This is a genomic window from Paracoccus sp. PAR01 (genome assembly GCF_014851995.1).
GTDB lineage: Bacteria > Pseudomonadota > Alphaproteobacteria > Rhodobacterales > Rhodobacteraceae > Paracoccus > Paracoccus litorisediminis.
Genome location: NZ_JACVAW010000002.1, coordinates 72,761 through 96,071, shown reverse-complemented (window position 1 = coordinate 96,071; position 23,311 = coordinate 72,761). Strand labels below are relative to the sequence as shown.

Genomic DNA, 23,311 nt, shown 5'->3' with positions numbered 1-23,311 from the left:
GCCTTTTGTCATTGCTTGTAGACCCCTTCGATCCCGCGCAACGCCTGTGTCAGCGGGTCGTTGTCGGGGGTCATCTCGGTATCCTCGCCCAGTCCTGCGGTCGATGAGGTCTCGGCCGGGAATTGCGGCGGCGCGCCGGTCTGGACGCCCGGATCGGGCAGGGTGCGGCCCGCCTGCGGCTGCAATTGCGCCGGGTCCGTGGCCTGCGGCTGGTCAGTTTCGGCGGGCGCGGTCGGCTGGGGCTGCGGCTGGCCAAGCGCCTCGGACAGGGCGGCGGCCAGCGGGTCGACGGCACCGTCGCTGCCCGTGTTCACCACCTGCGGCACCGCAGTGCCCGCGTCAAAGGCGAAGCTGCCCAGCGATTCGACCGGCAGACCCTCGTGGATCTCGGTCATCACCGCCTGCCAGATTTCGGCAGGCAGGCCACCGCCAGTGACGCCCTTCAGCGGCTTGTTATCGTCATTGCCCAGCCAGACGCCGGTCACATATTGGCCGGTGAAGCCGATGAACCACGCATCGCGATAGCTGGAGGTGGTGCCGGTCTTGCCCGCAGCGGGGCGGTTGCCCAGCTTGGCGCGACCGCCGGTCCCGTTCTGGATCACCTGCTCCATCATGCCGATCAGCTCACCCGCCGCCTTTTGCGAGATGACGCGCTGGCCCATGCCGCCGGATTGCCCGATCAGCGCCTGATCGTCGCCCTTGATGCGCAGCTCGACCAGACCGTAGGGACGAACGGCAGTGCCGCCGTTGCGGATACCCGCATAGGCGCCGGTCATGTTCAGCAGCGTCGATTCCGACGCGCCCAACCCCAGCGCGGGGCCGCTGGCCAGATCATTGGCAAAGCCGAAATCATGGGCAATGCGGCGCACGGCATCACGTCCGGCGATCTCTTGCAGGCGGATGGTGGCGGTGTTGAGCGACTGCGACAGCGCGCGGGTCAGCGTGACCTCGCCCATGTATTTGCGGGTGTAGTTCTGCGGCGACCACGGGCCCGAGCCGCGCACGTTGATGGTCAGCGGACCGTCCAGAACCCGGTCATTCGGGCTGTAGCCCTGATCCAGCGCCGCCGCATAGACGAAGGGCTTGAAGCTGGAGCCGGTCTGACGCATCGCCTGCGTCGCGCGGTTGAAGGTGCCGCTGACGGTATTGTCGAGGCCGCCGATCATGGCGCGCACCGCGCCGTCGGGCGACATCACCACGACCGCCGCCTGTGCCTTGGAACCGCCCGCGACCTTTTCGTCGAAGATCCGCTTCAGCGCCCGTTCGGCCGCGCGCTGGATGCGCTGGTCGAAGGTGGTGGCGATGGTCACGTCCTCGGTCGTTTCGCTGGTCAGGAAGCCGGGACCGGCCTCCATCACCCAATCCGCGAAATAGCCGCCCGCGCGCGCCGCTGCTGCCTTGGACAGCGCGGCGGGATGGGACTTGGCCTCGGCGAATTGGGAATCGTCCAGATAGCCCTGATCATGCATCAGCCCAAGGATGACGCTGGCGCGGTCCTGCGCACGCTCAAGGTTCGAGGTCGGCGCGAAATAGCTGGGGGCTTTCAGCAGGCCAGCCAGCATCGCGGCCTCGGCTGCGTTCACTTCCGATGCGGATTTGTCGAAATAGCGCTTCGAGGCGGCCTCAAAGCCGCGCGCACCCGCACCCAGATAGGAGCGGTTCATGTAGATGTTCAGGATGTCCTGCTTGGAGTATTTAAGCTCCATCGCCAGGGCGTAGGGGACTTCCTTGACCTTGCGCCAGATGGTCGATTTGCGGCACTCGGCCTCAAAGTCGGCCTCGGATTTCCACTTGATCGGGTCGAAACTGTCGCCAAGGCACAGCAGTTTCGAGACCTGCTGGGTGATGGTCGAACCGCCGTTGCCGGACAGCGGGCCGCGCCCTTCGGCAAGGTTGATCCGGATGGCGCTGGCGATGCCCTGAGGGTCGACGCCCAGATGGCGGTAGAATCGCTTGTCCTCGGTCGCGACCACGGCATCCTTCAGCACGGGCGCGATCTTGTCGGCGCTGACCATGCCGAAAGTTTCGCCACGCCAGGCAAAAACCCGGCCCTCGGTGTCCAGCATCGTGACCGAACCGCGGGCACGCCCGTCGAAAAGTGCCGAGGGTTCGGGCAGCGTCGTGTAGAAGTAGAAGGTCGCCGCCGCGACGATCGCGCCGACCGTCGCCCCCAGCCGCCAGAACGAGCCCCAGAGCACGCGCCAGACCAGAACGATCAGCCCGGTGATTCCCCGAGTCAGGAAATTGCCGCGCCTTGCGGGCTTCTGGCGATAGATCCGCTGCTTCTTTTCGGCGGTTTTTTGAGTTTTCTGAGGGGCTTGGTCGAAATTGCGCTTATCAGCCACAATTCGGCCCCTGCCGGTGGGTTTCTTCATGCCTGCTTTCCTGCCCGGCCGATGCCCGGCCAATTTGAGCGGCAAGATACAGGAAGCGGAACAGTTTGAGAACCGAGATGACCTATGAGTGAACTGCCACACCAGCTTGCAAAGCGGGCAACCGCTGATGAAATATCGGGCTTGTCGTGACCGGGCCGCGCACATTTCCTGCACAAGTCTTGTGCTGAGCGGAATGCCGCGCGTTTCCTGACCATCGGAACTGCTGCGACGCAGAGAAAAGGTGCAGGAAACATGAACAGACTAACCGCGATCAATAGAATGATCCCGGCGCTTGCCCTCCCGCTTGCCGGGCTGGCCGTGCCGGCGACAGCGCAAGAGGCGGCCGATGCGGCCGCGGCAGTCGCCGAAACCGTTGCCCCCATCGTCGACAAGGGCGATGCCACCTGGATGATGATCTCGGCCATCCTCGTCATGATGATGTCGGTGCCGGGGCTTGCCCTGTTCTATGGCGGTCTGGTCCGCACCAAGAACATGCTGTCCGTGCTGATGCAGGTCTTCACCATTTTCTGCGTCATGGCCCTGCTGTGGGTCTGCTTTGGCTATTCGCTGGCCTTCACCGGCGCTGGCGCGGTCGAAGACGCGACCGCGCTGACCCCGTTCATCGGCGGTCTGTCCAAAGCCTTCCTTGCGGGCGTGAACCCCGGTTCGCTGGCCGAGACCTTCACCCAGAACGTCTTTGTGCCGGAATATGTCTTCGTCACCTTCCAGTTGGCCTTTGCCTGCATCGCCTCGGCACTGATCGTCGGCGCTACGGTCGAGCGGATGAAATTCTCGGCCATCCTGATCTTTGTGGTGATCTGGTTCTTCTTCTCGTACCTGCCGATGGCCCACATGGTCTGGTGGTGGGGCGGTCCCAGCGCCTATGACGCGCCCTCGGGCTACCTGTTCGGCCATGGCGATCTGGACTTCGCCGGCGGCACGGTCATCCACATCAACGCCGGCATCGCGGGCCTTGTTGCCGCGATCATGGTCGGACCGCGCCTTGGCTATGGCAAGGAACTGATGGCCCCGCACAACCTGCCCTTTACCCTGCTGGGCGGCTGCCTGCTGTGGATCGGCTGGTTCGGTTTCAACGCCGGTTCGAACATGGAAGCCACCGGCACGGCCGCGCTGGCCCTGTTGAACACCGTTGTCGCCACCGCTGCTGCGGCACTGGCATGGGCCTTTGGCGAGTGGCTGTTCCGCGGCCATCCCTCGCTGCTGGGCGGCGTTTCGGGTGCGATCGCCGGTCTGGTCGGCATTACCCCGGCAGCCGGTTTCGTCGGCCCGATGGGTGCCATCGTCATCGGTCTGGTCGCCGGTTTCGCCTGCATGTGGTTCGTGGTCAGCCTGAAATCGAAACTGGGCATCGACGAGAGCCTTGATGTCTTCGGCATCCACGGCATCGGCGGCATCATCGGCGCGATCCTGACTGGCGTCTTCGCTGCGCCGTCGCTGGGTGGCACGGGTGTCTTCGACTACTCGACCGGTGCCGTGGCCGAGGGCTACAGCATCTCGGCTCAGGTCATGACCCAGACCATGGGTGTCGTGGTCGCGGTGGTCTGGTCGGCGGTCGTGTCCTTCGTCGCGCTGCTGATCGTCAAGGCCGTGGTTGGCCTGCGTGTGCCCGCCAATGACGAGCGTCAGGGCCTGGACATCACCACCCATGGCGAGAACGCCTACAACAACTGAGGGGTTTGTCCCTGAAATGGAAAAGCCCGGCGCAAGCCGGGCTTTTTGCGTTTCAGTGGATCGGGATCACGACAGACGAGAGACCACGTAATCCGCCAGATCGGACAGAATGTCGCGCAAAGGATGCGCAGGGGCCAGATCCAGCGCCGCCTTGGCGCGTTCGGCCCAGGCGATGGCGTCGGCGCGGGCGGCATCCAGCGCGCCACGGCGCTTGAGGATCGCCAGCGCAGTGTCCAGATCGCCCTCATCCTGCTGGCCCTTGCCGATGGTGCGGGTCCAGAAGGCACGCTCCTCGTCATCGGCGGCGGCAATCGCCTTGATGACCGGCAGGGTCAGCTTGCGCTCGCGGAAGTCGTCGCCGACATTCTTGCCGATGGTGGTGGTGCTGCCGCCGTAATCCAGCAGGTCGTCGACGATCTGGAAGGCAATCCCCAGCGCATCGCCGTAATCGAACAGCGCCTGCTGGACAGGTGCCTCGACCCCCGAGATCACCGCCCCGGCCTCGGTCGCGGCCGAGAACAGCGCCGCGGTCTTGCCGCGCACGATCTGGATATAGGTATCTTCGGTCGTCGCGATATCCTGCGCGGCGGTCAGCTGCAGCACCTCGCCCTCGGCGATGGTGGCGCTGGCATTGGCCAGAATACGCATGACCTGCATGCTGCCGGTATCGGCCATCAGCTGGAAGCTGCGCGCGAACAGGTAGTCGCCGACCAGCACGCTGGACTTGTTGTCCCACAACAGGTTGGCCGTGGGACGGCCCCGGCGCTGCTGGCTTTCATCGACGACATCGTCGTGCAGCAGGGTCGCGGTGTGGATGAATTCGACTGCAGCGGCCAGCAGCACATGGCTGTCGCCCTGATAGCCGCACAGCCGCGCCGCAGCCAGCACCAGCATTGGCCGCAATCGCTTGCCGCCCGCTTCGACCAGATGCGCGGTCACCTCGGGAATGCGGGGCGCATGCCGGCTGGCCATCCGCTCGCGGATCAGCGCATTGACCGCTGCCATGTCGCCGGCCAGTTCATTGGAAAGCCGGTCGAGCGGCTTCGAGACGTTTTCGTTCATGCCCATGTGCCATTCCCTTTCGCCTGCAAGCCATTGCCACGGCATGGACACATACGCAACCGCAGCTTACCCTTTGGCGCCATGAAGGAACTTTTGCGCACCACAAATCCGCTGCTGATCGCGCGGGCGACCGACCTGCTTGAAGCCGAGGGAATCCCGGCTTTTGCACTGGATCAGCACATGAGCGTGCTGGAGGGATCGCTGGGAATCCTGCCGCGACGGCTGATGGTCGCGGATCGGGATCATTTCATGGCCAGTGCCATCCTGCGCGACAATGACATCCATGACCCGCGCTGACGCCCTGCGGGCCGACGGCTTTCTGGGCGGCAGGCTGACCATCACCCAACCCGTCGCAGGCTACCGTGCCGGGGCGGATGCGGTCATGCTGGCCGCCGCTTGCCCGGCGAAATCCGGCGAAAACGTGCTGGAGCTGGGTTGCGGGGCAGGGGTGGCGCTGCTGTGCCTTGGCGCGCGGGTCGATGACCTGCAGCTGACCGGGCTGGAATTGCAGCCGGGCTATGCCGATCTGGCCCGGCAGAACGCCAAGACGAATGGCCTGCCCGCGACGATCATCGAGGGCGACCTGACCCATATGCCCGCGGCTTTGCGGTCGCACAGCTTCGATCACGTCATCGCCAACCCGCCCTATTTCGCCAGCGGCACCATTGCCCCGGATGCCGGACGCGGCACCGCGCGCCATGAGGATGTGCCGCTGTCGCTGTGGATCGAATGCGGATTGCGCCGCTTGCAGCCCGGCGGCTGGCTGACCCTGATCCACCGCGCCGAACGTCTGGCCGAGATTCTGGCCAATCTTGGGGCGCGCGCCGGCGAGATCACAATTTTGCCAGTCAGTGCCCGCACCGGGCGAGAGGCAGGGCGCGTGATCGTCCTTGCGCGCAAGGGGGCGCGTACCCCGCCACGGCTGCTGTTTCCCTTTATCATGCATGAAAAACCGTCACATTTGACCGATGGCGAAGACCTTTCGGCGGAAGCCCACGCGGTCTTGCGGCAAGGAGTCGCGCTCAACCTGCGGGACCGGTGAATCCCGGTGACAATGTGACGATTCTGTGTTGCAATCGCCCTCGTTCGATCAATCCAGGAGGACGAAATGTCGGTTGAATCCCATGTTCAGGAGCTCCGCCGTAAACATCAGTCACTGTCCACTCAAATCGAGGCGGCCGCGCGTTGCCCCGGCATGGACGATCTTTCGATCGCGCAGATGAAAAAGGAAAAGTTGCGCCTCAAGGAAGAGATCGCGCGCCTGTCGCATTGACGTCGAGATGACCGTCGACACGGCAAGCTGAAATGAAGACGGCCCGCGGGATGCGGGCCGTTTCCATTTTCAGGGGAATCACTCAGACGAAGAACTGGCCGCCATTGGCCGAGATCGTCGAGCCGGTGATGAAACCCGCATCCTCAGAGGCAAGGAAAACGACGCAGCGCGCGATTTCCTCGGGCTCGCCCAGACGGCCGACGGGGATCTGCGGGATGATACGCTCGTTCAGGACTTTCTCGTCGATGGCGCGGACCATTTCCGTGCCGATATAGCCGGGGCAGATCGCGTTGACGGTGATGCCAGCGCGCGCCCCTTCCTGAGCCAGCGCCTTGGTAAAGCCGATATCGCCCGCCTTGGCCGCCGAATAGTTGGCCTGTCCGGCCTGACCCTTCTGGCCGTTGATTGAGCTGATATTGACGATCCGGCCATATTTGCGGTCGCGCATGCCCGTCCAGACCGGATGGGTCATGTTGAACAGCCCGGTCAGGTTGGTGTCGATGACCTCTTTCCAGTGTTGAGGGGTCATCTTGTGGAACATTGCGTCCCGCGTGATGCCGGCATTGTTGACCAGCACGGCAATGGGGCCCAGTTCCTCTTCGACCTGCTTGATCCCGGCCTCGCAGGCCTCGTAATCGGCGACCGACCATTTGTAGGTCTTGATGCCGGTTTCCTCGGTAAAGGCGCGGGCGGCGTCGTCATTGCCGGCGTAATTCGCCGCGACCCCGTAGCCTGCGGCTTGCAGCGCCTTCGAGATCGCGGCACCGATGCCGCGCGATCCGCCCGTAACCAGAGCAACCTTGCCCATAATCATTCCCCCCATTCAGAAATTCAGCTTCAGGAATTGAATTCGTCGTGCCCGGCGCGCGAGCGGGTCGCGCACCGAAAACTCAGGGCCGCTCGATGCAAAGCGCCACGCCCATGCCACCGCCGATGCACAGCGTGGCCAGGCCCTTTTTCCCGCCGCGACGCTGCAGTTCGAACAGCAGGGTGTTCAGGATACGCGCGCCCGAGGCCCCGATCGGGTGGCCGATGGCGATGGCGCCGCCGTTCACGTTCACGATCGACGGGTCCCAGCCCATGTCCTTGTTGACGGCGCAGGCCTGGGCGGCAAAGGCTTCGTTCGCTTCGACCAGATCCAGGTCGCCGACGCCCCAGCCGGCCTTTTCCAGCGCCAGACGGCTGGCCGGGATCGGACCCGAGCCCATGATCGACGGATCGACGCCGACCGAGGCATAGGACGCGATCCGCGCCAGCGGGGTCAGGCCACGCCGCGCGGCCTCATCCTCGGACATGACCAGCACCGCCGCGGCACCGTCATTCAGCCCCGAGGCGTTGGCGGCGGTCACGGTGCCGTCCTTGGTGAAGGCGGGGCGCAGCTTTTCCATCGCGTCCAGCGTGGCGCCGTGGCGGACATATTCGTCGGTGTCGACGATGGTATCTCCCTTGCGGCCCTTGATGGTGACGGGGACGATCTCATCGGCGAAACGCCCGGCCTTCTGCGCGGCCTCGGCCTTGTTCTGCGAGGCGACGGCGAATTCGTCCTGCGCGCCGCGCGAGATTTCCCACTTGGCCGCGACGTTTTCAGCGGTCTGGCCCATGTGGTAGTCGTGGAAGGCATCCCACAACCCGTCGCGGATCATGGTGTCGAGCATCTTCATGTCGCCCATCTTCTGCCCGGCGCGGATATAGGCCGCGTGCGGGGCAAGCGACATGGATTCCTGCCCACCCGCGATCACGATCTTGGCGTCGCCCAGAATGACCTGCTGAGCGGCCAGTGCCACCGTCCGCAAGCCCGAGCCGCAGACCTGGTTGATCAGCCATGCGGGCGATTCCTTGGGCAGCCCCGCCTTGATATGGGCCTGCCGGGCGGGGTTCTGTCCCTGACCCGCGGTCAGGACCTGACCAAGAATGGTTTCCGAGACCTCGGACGGATCGATACCAGCCCGTTCGATCACAGCCTTGAGCACGATGGCGCCTAGGTCGTCGGCGCGGGTATTGGCGAATGATCCGAGGAAACTTCCGACCGGAGTACGGGCCGCAGATACGATCACTGCTTTGGTCATGTCAGGCTCCTTCCCTGAGTGCCGAATGGCTTCAGCGTCAGGGCACAGTTTCGGTTTCATGCCGCAAGGTCAAGATAACTGATCACGACTTAATCAACCGAATGCGAGGCGGATTATTTGCCTGAAAAATAAACAAACTGTGTGGATAAATCCAGCGTTTTCAAGCTCTGACAGCGGCCGAACCGGGTGACCGCCATGGCGGCATAAGGGTCGGACCGCCGAAATAAAAACCCTGCATGCAGTCGATTCCCATGTCGATCAGGAAGGCCGCGTCCTCGGCCGATTCGACGGAATCCGCCACGGTGAACATGTCGAAGTGATGGGCAATCGATTGCAGGGCGCGGGCCAGCACCTGATTGTCGCGCTGAGTCGCGATCTCTCGGATGAATTGGCCGTCGATCTTGATCATGTCGAAACAGAAGTCGCGCAGGTAACGGAACGAGGTATAGCCCGAGCCGAAATCGTCCAGCGCGAAACTGACGCCATGGGATTGCAACTCTCGCATGAAGGGGCCGACCACTTCCGGCATGCCCATCGCCGAGGTCTCGGATATCTCGAAGATCAGCCGCTCGGCCAGGCTTGGGTCATGGCCGATTCCGTCGCGGACCATGCGCATCCATGTCGGATAGCCGATCGAGCGCGCCGACATATTGATCGACAGCCGGATCGAGGCATCTTCGGCCAGCGTCTTCAGTCCCAGATCCAGCGCAAGGCAGTCGATCTGGCGGCCCAGCTCGGTCGTCTCGGCCAGATGCATGAAATCATGCAGCGGCACGACCCGCCCGGTTTCATCGATGATTCGGATCACCCCTTCATGAAAGGCGGCGCGGCCGAGGCGATCGGATTGCACCACCGGCTGATAGGCCAGAACCGCATCCCCGCGCGCGACGGCACGGCGCACGGTCGCCATCGTCATGCGCGATTGCTGATCGACCATGTAATCCAGCGGAGAGCCGAATTCCTGTCGATGGTCCAAGTGATCTGTCATGCGCTGCCTCCTGTCTTCGGCGGAAGTCTGGCGATGATCTCCTAACATCGGGTAAAACCGGGCAGGTTTCTCGACTCGAGGTTAATGGATGATGACCGAAGGCACGCGCTGCGGCTGGTGCGGAAGCGATCCGCTTTATGTGGCCTATCATGACGAGGAATGGGGCGTCCCCGAGCGCGACCCCCGCGCGCTATGGGAAAAGCTGGTGCTGGACGGGTTTCAGGCGGGCCTTAGCTGGATCACCATCCTGCGCAAACGCGACGCCTTCCGCGAGGTTTTCGAAGACTTCGACCCCGAGCGTGTCGCCCGCTGGGGGGAACCCGAAATCGTCCGCGCCCTGCAGAACCCCGGCATCATCCGCCATCGTGGCAAGATCGAGGCCACCGTCACCGGCGCGCGCGCCTATCTGGAGATCGAGGCGAATGAGGGGTTTTCGCCCTTCATCTGGTCCTTTGTCGGTGGTCAGCCGCTGCAGCAGACCCGCGCCAGCCTTGCCGAGGTTCCGACCAAGACCCCGGAATCCGAGGCCATGGCCAAGGAGTTGAAGAAGCGCGGCTTCAAGTTCTGCGGCCCGGTCATCACCTATGCCTTCATGCAGGCCTGCGGGCTGGTCAACGACCACATCGCGACCTGCCCAAGCCACGCAAGGGTCAGGGCGCTGTCGCCTGTCTGATCAGCGCCTTGGCCACGTCCGAGGACCAGTCCGCACCGCCGATCAGCCGGGCGATCTCATTGCCGTCGCGATCGATCAGCACGGTCACCGGCATGCCCATCACACCCATTTCCCGCGCCAGCGTCTGGCGTGGGTCCAGAAGGACCGGCAGGTTTTCCACCTTGGCCTCGGTCAGGAATTTCTTGATCGCGGGCGGCGGGTTATGGCCCGCGGCAATGGCCACGACCTGAAAATCCTCGCCGCCCAGTTCAGCCTGCAACGCGTCGAGCGAGGGCATCTCCTCGCGGCAGGGGGCGCACCAGGTGGCCCAGAAGTTCAGAAGCACGACCTTGCCGCGATAATCCTTCAGCGAATGCGTGCCGCCATCGGGATCGGTGAAGGTGGTTTCCGGCACCGGGGTCGCGTCGGTCTGGGCAAGTTTCGCAAGGCCCCCGTCATGCGCGGCCTTCCAGTCGATTTCTCCGCCGAAGGCCGGGTTTGCACCAATCAGCAGTGCCGTATAAAGAACCAGCGAACGCAGCATTCCACCCCCCGAAGGACCAGCCATGACCGAGCAGCCCGCCAGCACCGCCAACCAGATGTGGGGTGGACGTTTTGCCGCCGGTCCGGACGCGATCATGGAGGCGATCAATGCCTCGATCGGGTTCGACCAGCGGCTCTATGCCCAGGACATCCGGGGCAGCCGCGCCCATGCGGCGATGCTTGCCGCACAAGGCATCATCAGCACTAGCGATGCCGAGGCGATCGGGGAAGGGCTTCTCACGGTCTTGTCAGAGATCGAGAAGGGCGGCTTCCCGTTTTCGACCGCGCTGGAAGACATTCACATGAATGTGGAATCGCGCCTGAAAGAGATCATCGGCGAACCGGCGGGCCGGCTGCACACCGCGCGCTCGCGCAATGATCAGGTGGCGACCGATTTCCGGCTGTGGGTGCGCGACCAATGCGATGCGACGATTGAGGGCCTTGATGCGCTGATCCGGGCGGCGCTGGGTCAGGCCGAGAAGGGTGCGGATTGGGTCATGCCCGGTTTCACCCATCTGCAGACCGCGCAGCCGGTGACCTGGGGCCATCACATGATGGCCTATGTCGAGATGTTTGGCCGCGATCTGTCGCGCTTCCGCGATGCGCGCAAACGCATGAACGAATCCCCCCTTGGCGCGGCGGCGCTGGCCGGGACGGGCTTCCCCATCGACCGCCATGCGACCGCTGCGGCACTGGGCTTTGACCGGCCGATGGCGAACAGCTTGGACGCCGTCAGCGGCCGCGATTTCGCGCTGGAATACCTGTCGAGCGCCGCGATCTGTGCCGTTCACCTGTCGCGTCTGGCTGAAGAGCTGGTGATCTGGTCCTCGGCACAGTTCCGCTTTGTCACCATGTCGGATCGCTTCTCGACCGGTTCGTCGATCATGCCGCAGAAGAAGAACCCCGATGCCGCCGAACTGATCCGCGCCAAGATCGGGCGGATTCTGGGCGCGGCCGTGGCGCTGTTCGTGGTGATGAAGGGCCTGCCGCTGGCCTATTCCAAGGACATGCAGGAAGACAAGGAACAGGTCTTTGACGCCGCAGACAACCTGATGCTGGCACTGGCCGCGATGACCGGGATGCTGTCGGATCTGACCGCCAACCGCGACCGGCTGGAAGCGGCGGCGGGCTCGGGCTTCTCGACCGCGACCGATCTGGCCGATTGGCTGGTGCGCGAGGCGGGACTGCCCTTCCGCGACGCCCACCATGCCACCGGCGCGCTGGTCGCCATGGCCGAGAAATCGGGCGTCGACCTGCCGGAACTGACGCTGGAGCAGATGCAGTCGGTCAACCCGGCGATCACCGCGGATATCTTCAACGTGCTGGGCGTGCATAACTCGGTCGCCTCGCGCATGTCCTATGGCGGGACCGCACCCGCGCAGGTCCGCGCCCAGATCGCGCGCTGGAACGAACTGCTTGGGGAGAAAGCATGAGCCAAACCCTTCTGCTGGCGCTGTTCGCGCTGATGCTGGCGACGCTGGCCGCTTGTGGCGTGGACGGGCCGCCGACGCGCCCCGAGCCCGCACCCGAGCCGGGCTTCCATGTCAGCGGCGAGGCGCGGGTCGGTGTCACCACCTCGCTCTAAGCTGACGCCCCTGCGGCTGGTCTGGCTGGGACTGGCCGTTCTGGGCGCGGCTGTCGCGCTTTGGCGGGGCGAGGCTTTGTGGTCGGGCGCACGCGGGACCGAGATCATGGCGCAGATCGCATTGGCGATCTGGTGCTTGATCGAAACCATGGTGCGCCGCAACTGGCTGGCCTTTCTGACCATCCCGGCACTGGCGCTGGGAATCGGCTGCGCGCTGCCGCTTTATCTTTTCATCCGCTCTCGCAGGATCACCTGATGGACCATTTCAACTACGTGGACGGCGTTCTTCATGCCGAGGACGTGCCCCTGACCCGCATCGCAGCCGAGGTCGGCACTCCGGTCTATGTCTATTCGACCGCCACCCTGACGCGTCACTTCAAGCTGTTCCAGCAGGCGCTGGACTGGACGGATCATCTGGTCTGCTTCGCGGTCAAGTCGAACTCGAACCTGGCCGTGCTGAAGCTGCTGGGCGATCTGGGCGCGGGGATGGATATCGTCTCGGCCGGTGAATACGCGCGGGCCAAGGCGGCAGGCGTGCCGGGCGAGCGGATCGTGTTTTCCGGCGTCGGCAAGACGGCTGCGGAAATGCGCATGGCGCTGGAAGGCGGCATCCGCCAGTTCAACGTCGAATCCGAGCCCGAGATGGAGTTGCTGTCGCAGGTCGCCAGCAGCATGGGCGTGACCGCGCCCATCGCGGTGCGCGTCAACCCCGACGTGGACGCCAAGACCCATGAGAAGATCGCGACCGGGAAATCGGAAAACAAGTTCGGCATCCCCATCGCCAAGGCCCGCGAGGTCTATGCCCGCGCAGCAGCGCTGCCGGGGATCGAGGTCGTCGGCATCGACATGCATATCGGCAGCCAGCTGACCGATCTGGAGCCTTACCGCCAAGCCTATGCCAAGATGGCCGAGCTGACCCGCGCGCTGCGGGCGGATGGGCACGATATCCGTCGCCTCGACATGGGCGGCGGCCTTGGCATCCCCTATCGCCGCGACAATAACGCGCCGCCCTTGCCGATCGAATACGGTCAGGTGATCCGCGACGCGGTGGGCGATCTGGGCTGCGAGATCGAGATCGAGCCGGGCCGCAATATCTCGGGCAATGCGGGTATCCTGCTGTCCTCGGTGATCTATCTGAAAGAAGGCGAGGGCCGCGATTTCCTGATCCTTGACGCAGCGATGAACGACCTGATTCGTCCGGCCATGTATTCGGCCCATCACGACATCGTTCCGGTGGTCGAGCAGGCTCCGGGCGCGCCTGTCGCGCCCTATGACGTGGTCGGCCCGGTCTGCGAGACCGGCGACACCTTTGAGAAGGCGGTGGAACTGCCCGGTCTTGGGGCAGGGGATCTGGTCGCGCTGCGTTCCGCGGGGGCATATGGCGCGGTGATGGCCTCGGAATACAATTCCCGGCCGCTGGTGCCCGAGGTTCTGGTGAACGGGGATCAATTCGCCGTCATTCGTGCAAGACCGACGCTTGAGGAAATGCTGGGACGCGATACCATCCCGGAATGGCTGTAACCGTTCCATCCTGCGATGCTGCTGCCGGGGGGCTCCTCCCCCCGGCCCCCCTTGGGGTATTTCCGAAACGAAGAAATACGGGTCTTGCCGATGCACGGTCCTGATCCCCTTCATGTGCGGCGGGCGGTCGAACTGACCCGCGCCGGCATGTGGTGGGAACAACTGGCGCATGCCTTCTGGCCATTGACGGTGATTTTGGCGTTGGCGCTGGCGGCTTTGGCCTTTGGCGCGACCGAACTGGTGTCGTCGCGGGCGCTGTTCTGGATCATGCTGGGACTGGCATTGGCGGTGGTTGTCGCTGCTGTCTGGGGTCTCAGGCGATTCCGGCGGCCCACGCGTGAGGCGGCGCGGGCACGGGTCGATGCCGAATTGCCGGGGCGGCCGCTTTCGGCCCTGCGCGATGAAGTCGCGATCGGGGCTGAGGATGAGGGCGCATTCGCGCTGTGGCGCGCGCATCAGGCGCATATGCGCGATCAGGCCCGTGCCGCGCGCATGGTGATCCCGGATGCCCGGCTGCGCTGGCGCGATCCGATGGCCTTGCGGCTGGTCGGGCTGATCGCCGTGGCAATGACGCTGATCTTTGCGCCTTCGGGGCGCATTGGGCAGGGTATCGCGGCGCTTGGCGCGACCTTCCGCCCGGCACCGATGGCCGGGCCGGATCTGGGGGCCGCGCCCTCATGGGAGGGCTGGGCCGAGCCGCCCGCCTATACGCGGCGACCAACGATCTATCTGAACGCGCTGCCCGAGGGCGATGCGCTGGAACTGCCGCAGGGCTCGCGGCTGAGTTTCCGTTTCTATGGCGAAGGGATCGCCTTTTCGCAAAGCATTGGCGCGGCGCTGCCGGACACGGCCGCCTCGGCAGCCGAGCTTGCGGCCGAGCATAGCGGGCTGGTCGAGATAGCCGGGCGGCAATTCCCGATTACCGTCATTCCCGATGCCGCGCCCAGGGTCGAGCCGGTCGTCGCGCCTGACCGCCGCGCCGATGGGCGCTTCATCCAGCCCTTTGCCGCCAGCGACGACAATGGCGTCGTGTCCGGGCAGGCGCAGATCGCACTGGACATGGGCAGGATCGACCGCCGCTTTGGGTTGGGCACTACGCCCGAGGCACGTGACCCTGTCGCGGTGGAACTGCCCCTGCCAGCCAGCGGCAATCGCAAGAACCTGCGCGGGCAGCTGGTCACCGATCTGTCGCGTCACCCTTGGGCCAACCTGCCGGTCACGGTGACGCTGGAGGTGGTGGACGGTATCGGACAGAAGGGAGTCTCAGCTCCGGTTGCGATGGTCCTGCCGGGGCGGCGCTTCTTCGACCCACTGGCTGCCTCATTGATCGAGCAGCGGCGCGATCTGCTGTGGTCGCGCGAGAACGCCCCGCGGGGTGCGCAATTGCTGCGTGCGATCAGCTGGCAGCCCGAGGAATTCATGGACCCGGCTTTGGCCGAGGGGCTGCGCGGCGCCATCGGCACGCTGGAGGCCGGTCCGCTGACCGAAGAGGCCCGCAACAAGCTGGCGCAGGTGCTGTGGGATGCGGCCGTCGCCCTTGAGGATGGCGGGCTGGCTGACGCGCTGGAGCGCATGCAGCAGGCGCAGGAGCGTCTGTCCGAGGCCATCCGCAATGGTGCCAGCCCCGATGAGGTGCAGCGCCTGATGGATGAGCTGCGCGAGGCGACCGAGGCCTATACCGACATGCTGGCCCAGCAGGGTCAGGACCCGTCCGAGAAGTTCGACCGCTCGGGGCAGCAGGGTCAGCAGATCACCGGCGACCAGATCCAGCAGATGATGGATGAAATCCAGCGCCTGATGAACGAGGGCCGGATGGCCGAAGCGCAGCAGCTGCTGGAGCAGTTCAACCGCATGATGCAGAACATGCGGGTGACACAGGGCCAGGGCGGCGAAGGGCAGGGGCGGCAGCGGCCGATGGACCGCCTGTCCCAGACCCTGCGCGACCAGCAGAAGCTGGCCGATGAGGCCATGCGCCAGATGCAGGACCAATACGGCCAGTGGCAGCCCGACGGCGAGAATGGTCAGGGCGGCAGCGACAGTCAGGAACTGGCTGATCGCCAACGACAATTGCGCGAAGATTTGGGCCGTCAGCGCGGCTTGATGCCCGGACGCGGCACCCCCGAGGGGGATCAGGCGCGGCGCAGTCTGGACGATGCCGGCCGTGCCATGGAAGAAGCCGAACAGGCGCTGCGCGACGGTGATGCTTCGGGCGCGATGGAGCGTCAGGCGCAGGCTATCCAGGACATGCGCGACGGCATGCGTGCCCTTGGCGAGATGAGCAACCAGAACCAGCAGCAGGGACAGGACGGTCAGCCCCAGCCGGGCGGGCAGGAGGGCGGGCCCGAAGGCCCCTCGACCGAGGGGAACGGCCAGCGCGGTCTGGCCGACGATTTCCGCAATCAGCCCGAGGTCGATCCCTTGGGGCGCTCGACGGCGGGCAATGGCGGCTCGATCAGCACCGGCGAGCCTTTGGCCGAGGGGACCGATCCCTCGCGCCGCGCCCGCGATCTGCAGGACGAGATCCGGCGTCGCAGCGGCGAACGCGAGCGGCCGCGCGATGAGCGCGACTACCTCGACCGGTTGCTTGACAATTTCTGAGCCTATTCGCCGGTGATGGCACCGCGCAGGGTCATTGCCCGGTCATGCAGCCAGATCCGGCCGCGGTCGATCTGTTGGCGCCATTCCGGTGCGGATTCGGCAGCAGGGGGGACGGCCATATAGGCGGCCAGCAGTCCAAAGGCCAGCAGGATGGCCAATCCGAAACCTGCCGCATAGCCTCGGCGCGGCTGGGCTGCGGCTGGGGGCGTCGGGGTTGGCGCAGCCGTCCTGACCGGTTCGGGCGCGACGACCGGCGCAGGTTGATCGACCAACGCGGGCTTGCGCATCAGCGTTGCGGCAAGGCGCTCGGCATCGGGCAGGCCGGGTTTTTCGGGCGGGGTGGGTTCCGCTGTCGGCTCGACGGGGGCTGCCACCTTGGGTTCGGGCGGTTCTTCAGGCGCAATCGGTTCGCCGGGCAGAATGACGGTTGCGACCGGCCATTCAATATCCTCGGCCGGGGGCAGGGATGCGCCGGGAAGCGGGGCCGAAGGGGCCGCCACCTGTATCGCAGCGCGGTCCACGGGCGGCTTGACGGATTCGGCGGCGCGTGCGGACAGCTCGCGCGCGGTTTCCTCGCGCAGGATCGCCAGCACCGATTCGTGCAGCGGACGGTTCAGCGCCGGACGCGCGGCGGCGTCATAGGCCGGGGCCTCGGGCTGCGCTTTTGGCGCGGGCTGGGGCGTGGACAAAAGGGCCGCATCGCCCGATTGGTGCCAGACATGGCTGCAGGCCGAACATTCCACCTCGCGGCCCGCTGTGGGAATCACCGATTCAGGGATCTCGTATTGGGCTCCGCAACGGGGGCAGGTCAGGCGCATTCAATCGTCTTTCTTGGCCGGTCTTGGCAGGGCGTGCATCTCGCATTCGGTGCCGGACTGTTCTATCAAGCCGCGAACCGCGCGCCAAGCAGCCCGGAGAAAAGGGAGTCCCCAAGTGATCGAGATGCAGAATCTGTCCTTTGGCTATGGCGCAAGCGAACCGCTGCTGGCGGACATGTCGCTGTCCCTGCAGCCGGGGTCGTTTCATTTCCTGACCGGGCCTTCAGGCTCGGGCAAGACGACCTTCCTGCGGCTGTGCTATGCGGACCTGCTGCCGCGTTCGGGGCGGATGATTGCATTCGGGCAGGACGTCAGCCAGCTGTCCCGCGACGGGATCGCCGCGCTGCGCCGCAAGGTGGGCGTCGTCCATCAGGACCCGCAATTTCTGGATCACATGCCGGTCGCCGACAATATCGCGCTGCCCCAGATCGTTGCGGGCGGACCGGTGGACACGGATGTGATCCGCGACCTTCTGGACTGGGTGCAACTGCGCCAGCACGGGGGGGCGCTGCCGCCGTCACTTTCGGGCGGCGAAAGGCAGCGCGCGGCGCTGGCCCGCGCCGTCATCATGACGCCCGAACTGGTCATCGCGGATGAGCCCACCGGGAACCTTGACTGGGAGATGTCGATGCGGCTTCTCGATCTGCTGATCGAATTCAATCAGGCGGACAAGGCCGTGCTGTTCGCGACCCATGACCTGAACCTGATCCGCGCCGCCAAGCAGCGCGTGCAGGCGCGGGTGCTGCGGATCGCCGGGAAACGGCTGCAACTTGCGGGGGCGGACCTGTGAAACACGGCGAACTGAAATCCCTAGACCTTGCGGCGCTGTGGCAGGGACTGCGCAGGCCGGACCCGATGGGCACCGACCGGGTGGTGCCGCCGACCGGCATCACCGCGCAGCTGACGGTCTTTGCCGCAGCGGCGATGGCGTTTCTGGCGGTCTTTGCGCTGGCTTTGGCGCTGGCCACGGGCCGTCTGGCCGAGCGTTGGTCCCATGAACTGGCCCAGACGGTGACCGTACGCATTTCCGCTCCGACCGAGCAGATGGACCAGCAGACCGCCACCGTGATGGAGGTGCTGCGCACCACGCCCGGCATCGCCGATGCCAAGCAATTGCCCGATTCCGAGGTCGAGAAGCTGCTGGAACCGTGGTTCGGCCCCGATGTCCCCGTCGAGGTCCTGCCGATCCCGCGCCTGATCGAGGTCAGCGAGGCGGGCGAAGGCTTCGACGCCGAGGCGCTGCGCCTGCGCCTGCAGGGCGAGGCGCCCGGTGCGGTGCTGGACGACCACACCCGCTGGCGCGAGCCGCTGGTCCGGGCTGCGGGCCGACTGCGGGTGCTGGGGCTGGTGTCGCTGCTGCTGATCGCCGCGACCTCGGGGGCGATGATCACGCTGGCGGCCAAGGCCGCGCTGGCGGCGAACGGGCAGGTGATCCGCGTGCTGCGCCTGATCGGGGCGCGCGACATCACCATCGCCACCGCCTTTGTGCGCCGTTTCACCCGGCGTGCGGCGGCGGGCGCGGCCATTGGCACGGTTCTGGGGATGATCGCGATCTGGGCTTTGCCCTCGGTCGACGAAGCGGGCGGCTTCCTGACCGGTCTCGGTTTTCAGGGCTGGGGCTGGCTGTGGCCGGTGCTGATCCCGCTGGCGGCAGGGCTGATCGGCTTTGTGGCCACCCGCTCGGCCGCGCTGCGCATGCTGCGTGAGGTGCGCTGATGAACCCGTATCAACCCGGCCCGGTCAACATCCTGACCTGGGTGCGGACGGTGATCTTTTACATCTACGCGGTTCTGGCGACCGCGATGGTCGGCATCATCGGCTTGCCGCGCACGCTGTTTGACGCCTCTCATGCCGAGCGTGTCGGCGAACGCTGGCTGAAGCTGCTCATGGGTGGCGCGCGGGTCATCTGCGGCATCCGCGTCGAGTTTCGCGGCACGCCGCCTGCCGGCGATCTGCTGATCGCGGCCAAGCATCAAAGCTTTCTGGACATCTTCGCCATCGCCAAGGCCTGCCCGCGCCGCGCCTTCGTGATGAAGCGCGAGGTGATGAAGGTCCCGGTCGTCGGCTATTTCGCCCGCAAGGTCGGCTGCATCCCGATCGACCGCGCGCGCGGCAAGGACGCCCTGCGCCAGATCATTTCCGAGGTGAAAGCCGCCCATCACAGCCCGCGCGGGCTGGGTCAACTGATCTTCTACCCCGAGGGCACCCGCACGAAACCCGGCACCACTGTCCCCTACAAGCCGGGCGTCGTGGTGATCCAGCGCGAGACCGGCCTGCCGATCGTCCCCGTCGCCGTCAATTGCGGCATGTTCTGGCCCAAGCGCGGTTTTCCGATCCGCAGCGGCACGGCGGTAGTGGAGTTCCTGCCGGCGATTCCGGCGGGCGACCGCTCGGAACGGGTGCTGTCGATGCTGACCGAACAGATCGAGGGCACCAGCATGGGCCTGTTCGACGCGGCGGGCGGTCAGGCGGTGCTGACCGACAGCTGACCGATCGGTCATTGCACCGGCGGGATCGGCTTCCTATCTCGGACGAACCCCGGTCGCATCCGCGACTGGAACCTTCTTTCAGACCGCAGGAACCGCAAGCGCCCGGCCATGCCGATGCGTGCCCTTCCCCGGTCCGGTTCAAGACAGCAGGAGGGCGGCATGAGCGCCATCATCGAGATCGACCATCTCTCCAAGCGCTATGGCAGCGGCACGGCGGCACTGAACGATGTGTCCCTGAACATCGAAGAGGGCGAGATTCTGGCCCTGTTGGGTCCGAACGGCGCGGGCAAGACCACGATGATCTCGATCATCTGCGGGCTGGTCCGGCCCACCGGCGGCACGGTCCGCGTCGGCGGCCATGACATCCGCACCGACTGGCGCGCGGCGCGCAAGCTGATCGGCCTTGTCCCGCAGGAAATCCTGCTGGAACCGTTCGAGACGGTGCTGGACTGCGTGCGCTTTACCCGCGGCCTTTACGGCGAAGGCCCCGATGAGGCCTATGTCGAACAGCTGCTGCGCAGCCTTGCCCTGTGGGACAAGCGCGACGCCAAGACGCGCGAGCTGTCGGGCGGCATGAAGCGCCGGGTGCTGATCGCCAAGGCGCTGTCGCACCGGCCCAAGGTCCTGTTCCTTGACGAACCCACCGCAGGCGTCGACGTGACGCTGCGCCGCGAGATGTGGCAGGTCGTGCGCGAGCTTTCGGCGCAGGGCGTGACCGTCATCCTGACCACGCATTACCTTGAAGAAGCCGAGGACATGGCCGACCGCATCGGCGTCATCAACAAGGGCGAACTTCTGCTGGTCAAACCCAAGGCCGAGCTGATGGGTGAATTCGGCAAGAAACACCTGACCATCGACCTGTACGAGCCCTTGGCCGAACTGCCCGAGGACCTGTCCGAACGCGGGCTGACGCTCAGCGAGGACGGGCTGCAACTCGGCTACGGCTATGACACCAAATCCGCCCGCACCGGCATTGCCCGGCTGCTGGGCGATCTGACGCGCCACGGCATCGCGGTGCGCGACGTGGCCACCAAGCAAAGCAATCTTGAGGAAATCTTCATGTCCCTTGTCGAGGACAAGCCCGAGGAGGTCCGCGCATGAACTGGCAATCCGTCCGCGCCGTCTTTGGCCATGAGATGGCGCGCTTCTTCCGCACGATCTGGCAGTCGCTGGCCTCGCCGGTCCTGTCCACGGTGCTGTATTTCGTCGTCTTCGGCGCAGCGATCGGTGGGCGCATCCAGTCGGTCGAGGGGGTCGCCTATGGTGCCTTCATCGTGCCGGGGCTGATGATGCTTACCGTGCTGCAGCAATCGGTCAGCAATGCCAGCTTCGGCATCTATTTCCCGAAATTCTCGGGGACGATCTATGAATATCTGGTCGCGCCGACCGGCTGGATCGAGGTCACTCTGGGCTTTGTCGGGGCCGCTGCCACGAAGGCGGTGATGATCGCACTGGTGATCCTGTTGACCAGCTTCTGGTTCAACGGCGTCCATATCGCGCATCCGTTCTGGATGGTGGCGTTCCTTGTGCTGACGGCGCTGGCGTTTTCGCTGCTGGGCTTCATCATCGGGCTTTGGGCGAAAAGCTTCGAGCAGTTGCAGATCGTGCCGATGATGGTGATCACGCCGCTGGTCTTCCTTGGCGGGGCCTTCTACTCGGCCTCGATGCTGCCCCCCTTCTGGGAGGGCGTGGCCAAGCTGAACCCGGTGCTTTACCTGATCTCGGGCTTCCGCTGGAGCTTCTTTGATCTGGCCGACGTGCCGGTGGGCCTGTCGCTGGCCGCCGTGGGGGTGATGATTGCGGTTTGCCTGATCGCGATCCGCTGGATCTTCCTGACCGGCTGGCGGCTGCGGGAATAACCGCCCAAGTCACGCAATCGCCACGGTTTCGCAGCATCATCGTCACGCCTTACCCCTAGCAGAGGCGGGTCGATTTCTTGCCAAGGAACCTACCCGATGCGTCTTTGTCTTGCCTTGTTGTCCTGCGCCGTGGCCCTTCCCGCCACCGCGCAGGAACAGACCTTTCCCGCCCGCCTTGCCGGTCATGCCGTGTTGCCCGCCCTGACCATGACCACGCCGCCCGCAGACGCGCCACGCGACCTGTGGGTGTCGGGCAAGTTCACCGGCAAGACCCGTATCGACGCCCCGATGAGTGTCGAGGGCGATACCGGCAAAGCTTATGGCAACCACGGAACCGGGATCAGGCTGCCCTTTATCGGCCAGCCGGTGCAGGGCATGTCGGGCTTTGCCATGAACCGGGCCGAGGATGGCAGCTGGTTCACGCTGACCGACAATGGCTTCGGGACCAAGCTGAACAGCCCCGATGCGATGCTGTTCTTTCACCGCATGTCGCCCGACTTTGCGACCGGTGCCGTCACGCGCAATGAGACCGTCTTCCTGCGCGATCCCGATCGCAAGGTTCCCTTCCGCATCGCCAATGAGGCGACCGACAGCCGCTATCTGACCGGCGCGGATTTCGATCCCGAAAGCATCCAGTATCGCGACGGCGACATCTGGATCGGCGACGAATTCGGCCCTTGGTTGATCCGTGTCAGCCGTGACGGCCGCGTGCTGGACGTCTTCGCGACCAAACTGGATGGTGAGCTGCTGACCGGCCCCGACACTGCCGGAACCGCCGTTCCCGCCCAGCCCGGCAAGGATTTCCGTGTCCAGCGCTCGGGCGGCTATGAGGGGATGGCCCTGCAACCCGAGACGGGCCTGCTATGGGCCATGCTGGAAAAACCGCTTCTGGGCGCAGATGGCCAGCCCGAGGGCGACTTCCTGCGCGTGATGACCTTTGATCCGGCCAAATCGGATTGGACCGGCGACAGCTACCGCTTCAAGCTGGCCGAGGGCGCGACGGCGATCGGGGATTTCAACTTCATCGATGATACCCGCGCGCTGGTGATCGAGCGCGACAATGGCGAAGGCGACGCCGCCCGCGCCTGCGCCGAAGGGGTGGATGTCGCCACCTGCTATCCTCTGCCTGCCCGCGTGAAGAACATCGTTCTGGTCGATACCACCAGCGTCGACGATCAAGGCTTCATCCGCCGCATCGGTCATGTGAACCTGCTCGACATCACCGATCCCGAGGGCAAGGCGCTGCCGGGCCACAAGCCTGAACAGGGGAATTTCACCTTCCCGTTCTTCACCATCGAGGATGTGGCGCGCGTCGATGACAGCCACATCATGGTCGCCAATGACAACAACCTGCCCTATTCGGGCGGGCGCGAGATCGGGCGCGCGGCGGATAACGAATTCATCCTGCTGTCCGTGCCCGAACTGCTGGCGGCGAAGTAAGGCGTTATGCCGGGGCTGCCACGCATTGCTGTGTGGCGGCCTCATCCATGGTGTCGATCAGGGTGGCATCGTCACCCTTGCTCCACCATTCCAGCGCGCCCGAGACATAGCGCGCCCCCGAGGCTGATACGGTCGAGACAAAGATGCGGCTTGCACCAGCCACGGGCACAAGGGCCAGACTGTTTTCGCCCGCATTGATGTAGCGCACCTCAAAGGGCGCACCGCCATTGCAGGAATAACGGGAGGTGATCGTCTCGGCCTTGACGCCGGCATCAAGCGGCAGGGTCAGGTCCTCGGCCAGCAGCGGCGTGGACAGGGCCAGCAGGGCAACGGTCGTGCGGATCATGTCG

General features: G+C 65.2%; 24 protein-coding genes. 16 read left to right on the top strand and 8 right to left on the bottom strand.

What is annotated here, in order from left to right:
- Positions 1-8: 8 nt before the first annotated feature.
- Positions 9-2,375, bottom strand: a complete 2,367-nt coding sequence (locus IB235_RS05570; protein ID WP_192335998.1) for a transglycosylase domain-containing protein — start codon at positions 2,373-2,375, stop codon at positions 9-11.
- 252 nt (positions 2,376-2,627) lie between these two features.
- Here IB235_RS05570 and IB235_RS05565 point away from each other — a divergent pair, with 252 nt between their 5' ends.
- Positions 2,628-4,067, top strand: coding sequence for an ammonium transporter (locus IB235_RS05565; RefSeq protein ID WP_192335997.1), 1,440 nt, complete (start codon positions 2,628-2,630; stop codon positions 4,065-4,067).
- Between the two features lie 66 nt (positions 4,068-4,133).
- On the opposite strand, the gene IB235_RS05560 is transcribed toward IB235_RS05565, so the two are convergent.
- Entirely contained in the window at positions 4,134-5,135 is a 1,002-nt protein-coding gene (locus IB235_RS05560) for a polyprenyl synthetase family protein (RefSeq protein ID WP_192335996.1), read from the bottom strand.
- 75 nt (positions 5,136-5,210) lie between these two features.
- Here IB235_RS05560 and IB235_RS05555 point away from each other — a divergent pair, with 75 nt between their 5' ends.
- From IB235_RS05555 to IB235_RS05545, 3 genes are all read left to right on the top strand, one after another.
- Positions 5,211-5,426 carry a DUF2007 domain-containing protein gene (locus IB235_RS05555; RefSeq protein ID WP_192335995.1) on the top strand — a complete coding sequence of 72 codons (216 nt, stop codon included), beginning with the start codon at positions 5,211-5,213 and terminating at the stop codon, positions 5,424-5,426.
- The gene (locus IB235_RS05550) at positions 5,413-6,171 is read left to right on the top strand and encodes a tRNA1(Val) (adenine(37)-N6)-methyltransferase (protein WP_225612080.1); all 759 of its coding nucleotides are present in this window, start codon (positions 5,413-5,415) and stop codon (positions 6,169-6,171) included. Before IB235_RS05555 ends, IB235_RS05550 begins: the two co-directional genes overlap by 14 nt.
- Before the next feature lie 66 nt (positions 6,172-6,237).
- Positions 6,238-6,402: a YdcH family protein gene (locus tag IB235_RS05545; RefSeq protein ID WP_155038612.1), complete on the top strand. Its 165-nt coding sequence runs from the start codon at positions 6,238-6,240 to the stop codon at positions 6,400-6,402.
- Positions 6,403-6,484: 82 nt separating this feature from the next.
- Here IB235_RS05545 and phbB read toward each other — a convergent pair whose 3' ends face one another.
- From phbB to IB235_RS05530, 3 genes are all read right to left on the bottom strand, one after another.
- On the bottom strand, positions 6,485-7,210 hold the full coding sequence (phbB, locus tag IB235_RS05540) for an acetoacetyl-CoA reductase (protein ID WP_192335993.1): 726 nt from the start codon (positions 7,208-7,210) through the stop codon (positions 6,485-6,487).
- 82 nt (positions 7,211-7,292) lie between these two features.
- Positions 7,293-8,468, bottom strand: coding sequence for an acetyl-CoA C-acetyltransferase (locus tag IB235_RS05535; protein ID WP_155038610.1), 1,176 nt, complete (start codon positions 8,466-8,468; stop codon positions 7,293-7,295).
- 160 nt (positions 8,469-8,628) lie between these two features.
- On the bottom strand, positions 8,629-9,456 hold the full coding sequence (locus IB235_RS05530; RefSeq protein ID WP_155038609.1) for an EAL domain-containing protein: 828 nt from the start codon (positions 9,454-9,456) through the stop codon (positions 8,629-8,631).
- 91 nt (positions 9,457-9,547) lie between these two features.
- On the opposite strand from IB235_RS05530, the gene IB235_RS05525 reads away from it, so the two are divergent.
- Positions 9,548-10,129 carry a DNA-3-methyladenine glycosylase I gene (locus IB235_RS05525; protein ID WP_192335992.1) on the top strand — a complete coding sequence of 194 codons (582 nt, stop codon included), beginning with the start codon at positions 9,548-9,550 and terminating at the stop codon, positions 10,127-10,129.
- On the opposite strand, the gene IB235_RS05520 is transcribed toward IB235_RS05525, so the two are convergent.
- Positions 10,107-10,649 (bottom strand): TlpA disulfide reductase family protein, encoded by a 543-nt coding sequence (locus IB235_RS05520; protein WP_225612100.1) that lies wholly within the window; start codon positions 10,647-10,649, stop codon positions 10,107-10,109. The two genes, IB235_RS05525 and IB235_RS05520, sit on opposite strands and share 23 nt — an antisense overlap.
- Before the next feature lie 25 nt (positions 10,650-10,674).
- On the opposite strand from IB235_RS05520, the gene argH reads away from it, so the two are divergent.
- The 5 genes from argH to IB235_RS05495 all read left to right on the top strand — a co-directional run bounded on the left by argH (position 10,675) and on the right by IB235_RS05495 (position 16,355).
- A complete protein-coding gene (argH, locus tag IB235_RS05515; RefSeq protein WP_192335990.1) occupies positions 10,675-12,084 on the top strand; it encodes an argininosuccinate lyase in 1,410 nt (469 codons plus the stop codon).
- Positions 12,081-12,236 carry a hypothetical protein gene (locus IB235_RS05510; protein ID WP_170297611.1) on the top strand — a complete coding sequence of 52 codons (156 nt, stop codon included), beginning with the start codon at positions 12,081-12,083 and terminating at the stop codon, positions 12,234-12,236. The genes argH and IB235_RS05510 overlap by 4 nt, the downstream gene beginning before the upstream one ends.
- Entirely contained in the window at positions 12,217-12,492 is a 276-nt protein-coding gene (locus IB235_RS05505; protein WP_192335989.1) for a DUF2834 domain-containing protein, read from the top strand. Before IB235_RS05510 ends, IB235_RS05505 begins: the two co-directional genes overlap by 20 nt.
- A complete protein-coding gene (gene lysA / locus IB235_RS05500) occupies positions 12,492-13,757 on the top strand; it encodes a diaminopimelate decarboxylase (protein ID WP_192335988.1) in 1,266 nt (421 codons plus the stop codon). The genes IB235_RS05505 and lysA overlap by 1 nt, the downstream gene beginning before the upstream one ends.
- 90 nt (positions 13,758-13,847) lie before the next feature.
- On the top strand, positions 13,848-16,355 hold the full coding sequence (locus IB235_RS05495) for a DUF4175 domain-containing protein (protein WP_192335987.1): 2,508 nt from the start codon (positions 13,848-13,850) through the stop codon (positions 16,353-16,355).
- A 2-nt stretch (positions 16,356-16,357) separates the two neighbouring features.
- On the opposite strand, the gene IB235_RS05490 is transcribed toward IB235_RS05495, so the two are convergent.
- Positions 16,358-17,173, bottom strand: coding sequence for a zinc-ribbon domain-containing protein (locus IB235_RS05490; RefSeq protein ID WP_192335986.1), 816 nt, complete (start codon positions 17,171-17,173; stop codon positions 16,358-16,360).
- Positions 17,174-17,288: 115 nt separating this feature from the next.
- Here IB235_RS05490 and IB235_RS05485 point away from each other — a divergent pair, with 115 nt between their 5' ends.
- From IB235_RS05485 to IB235_RS05460, 6 genes are all read left to right on the top strand, one after another.
- A complete protein-coding gene (locus tag IB235_RS05485) occupies positions 17,289-17,963 on the top strand; it encodes an ATP-binding cassette domain-containing protein (RefSeq protein ID WP_192335985.1) in 675 nt (224 codons plus the stop codon).
- Entirely contained in the window at positions 17,960-18,889 is a 930-nt protein-coding gene (locus IB235_RS05480) for an FtsX-like permease family protein (protein WP_192335984.1), read from the top strand. Before IB235_RS05485 ends, IB235_RS05480 begins: the two co-directional genes overlap by 4 nt.
- A complete protein-coding gene (locus tag IB235_RS05475) occupies positions 18,889-19,662 on the top strand; it encodes a 1-acyl-sn-glycerol-3-phosphate acyltransferase (protein WP_192335983.1) in 774 nt (257 codons plus the stop codon). Before IB235_RS05480 ends, IB235_RS05475 begins: the two co-directional genes overlap by 1 nt.
- A gap of 159 nt (positions 19,663-19,821) precedes the next feature.
- Positions 19,822-20,763: an ABC transporter ATP-binding protein gene (locus tag IB235_RS05470; protein WP_192335982.1), complete on the top strand. Its 942-nt coding sequence runs from the start codon at positions 19,822-19,824 to the stop codon at positions 20,761-20,763.
- The gene (locus IB235_RS05465; protein WP_155038600.1) at positions 20,760-21,521 is read left to right on the top strand and encodes an ABC transporter permease; all 762 of its coding nucleotides are present in this window, start codon (positions 20,760-20,762) and stop codon (positions 21,519-21,521) included. The genes IB235_RS05470 and IB235_RS05465 overlap by 4 nt, the downstream gene beginning before the upstream one ends.
- Positions 21,522-21,617: 96 nt before the next feature.
- Entirely contained in the window at positions 21,618-22,961 is a 1,344-nt protein-coding gene (locus IB235_RS05460; protein ID WP_192335981.1) for an esterase-like activity of phytase family protein, read from the top strand.
- Between the two features lie 4 nt (positions 22,962-22,965).
- Here the strand turns inward: IB235_RS05460 and IB235_RS05455 are convergent, their stop codons facing one another.
- Positions 22,966-23,307 carry an MliC family protein gene (locus tag IB235_RS05455; protein ID WP_192335980.1) on the bottom strand — a complete coding sequence of 114 codons (342 nt, stop codon included), beginning with the start codon at positions 23,305-23,307 and terminating at the stop codon, positions 22,966-22,968.
- Between the last annotated feature and the right edge of the window lie 4 nt (positions 23,308-23,311).

What these genes read in the sequence shown, in the direction of transcription:
- IB235_RS05460 (WP_192335981.1), top strand. Translation starts at nt 21,618, where the DNA reads ATGCGTCTTTGTCTTGCCTTGTTGTCCTGCGCCGTGGCCCTTCCCGCC.
- IB235_RS05465 (WP_155038600.1), top strand. Translation starts at nt 20,760, where the DNA reads ATGAACTGGCAATCCGTCCGCGCCGTCTTTGGCCATGAGATGGCGCGC.
- IB235_RS05555 (WP_192335995.1), top strand. Translation starts at nt 5,211, where the DNA reads ATGAAGGAACTTTTGCGCACCACAAATCCGCTGCTGATCGCGCGGGCG.
- IB235_RS05570 (WP_192335998.1), bottom strand. Translation starts at nt 2,375, where the DNA reads ATGAAGAAACCCACCGGCAGGGGCCGAATTGTGGCTGATAAGCGCAAT.
- IB235_RS05490 (WP_192335986.1), bottom strand. Translation starts at nt 17,173, where the DNA reads ATGCGCCTGACCTGCCCCCGTTGCGGAGCCCAATACGAGATCCCTGAA.
- IB235_RS05510 (WP_170297611.1), top strand. Translation starts at nt 12,081, where the DNA reads ATGAGCCAAACCCTTCTGCTGGCGCTGTTCGCGCTGATGCTGGCGACG.
- lysA (WP_192335988.1), top strand. Translation starts at nt 12,492, where the DNA reads ATGGACCATTTCAACTACGTGGACGGCGTTCTTCATGCCGAGGACGTG.
- IB235_RS05470 (WP_192335982.1), top strand. Translation starts at nt 19,822, where the DNA reads ATGAGCGCCATCATCGAGATCGACCATCTCTCCAAGCGCTATGGCAGC.
- IB235_RS05545 (WP_155038612.1), top strand. Translation starts at nt 6,238, where the DNA reads ATGTCGGTTGAATCCCATGTTCAGGAGCTCCGCCGTAAACATCAGTCA.
- phbB (WP_192335993.1), bottom strand. Translation starts at nt 7,210, where the DNA reads ATGGGCAAGGTTGCTCTGGTTACGGGCGGATCGCGCGGCATCGGTGCC.
- IB235_RS05535 (WP_155038610.1), bottom strand. Translation starts at nt 8,468, where the DNA reads ATGACCAAAGCAGTGATCGTATCTGCGGCCCGTACTCCGGTCGGAAGT.
- IB235_RS05530 (WP_155038609.1), bottom strand. Translation starts at nt 9,456, where the DNA reads ATGACAGATCACTTGGACCATCGACAGGAATTCGGCTCTCCGCTGGAT.
- IB235_RS05475 (WP_192335983.1), top strand. Translation starts at nt 18,889, where the DNA reads ATGAACCCGTATCAACCCGGCCCGGTCAACATCCTGACCTGGGTGCGG.
- IB235_RS05560 (WP_192335996.1), bottom strand. Translation starts at nt 5,135, where the DNA reads ATGGGCATGAACGAAAACGTCTCGAAGCCGCTCGACCGGCTTTCCAAT.
- IB235_RS05455 (WP_192335980.1), bottom strand. Translation starts at nt 23,307, where the DNA reads ATGATCCGCACGACCGTTGCCCTGCTGGCCCTGTCCACGCCGCTGCTG.
- IB235_RS05495 (WP_192335987.1), top strand. Translation starts at nt 13,848, where the DNA reads ATGCACGGTCCTGATCCCCTTCATGTGCGGCGGGCGGTCGAACTGACC.
- IB235_RS05565 (WP_192335997.1), top strand. Translation starts at nt 2,628, where the DNA reads ATGAACAGACTAACCGCGATCAATAGAATGATCCCGGCGCTTGCCCTC.
- IB235_RS05525 (WP_192335992.1), top strand. Translation starts at nt 9,548, where the DNA reads ATGACCGAAGGCACGCGCTGCGGCTGGTGCGGAAGCGATCCGCTTTAT.
- IB235_RS05550 (WP_225612080.1), top strand. Translation starts at nt 5,413, where the DNA reads ATGACCCGCGCTGACGCCCTGCGGGCCGACGGCTTTCTGGGCGGCAGG.
- argH (WP_192335990.1), top strand. Translation starts at nt 10,675, where the DNA reads ATGACCGAGCAGCCCGCCAGCACCGCCAACCAGATGTGGGGTGGACGT.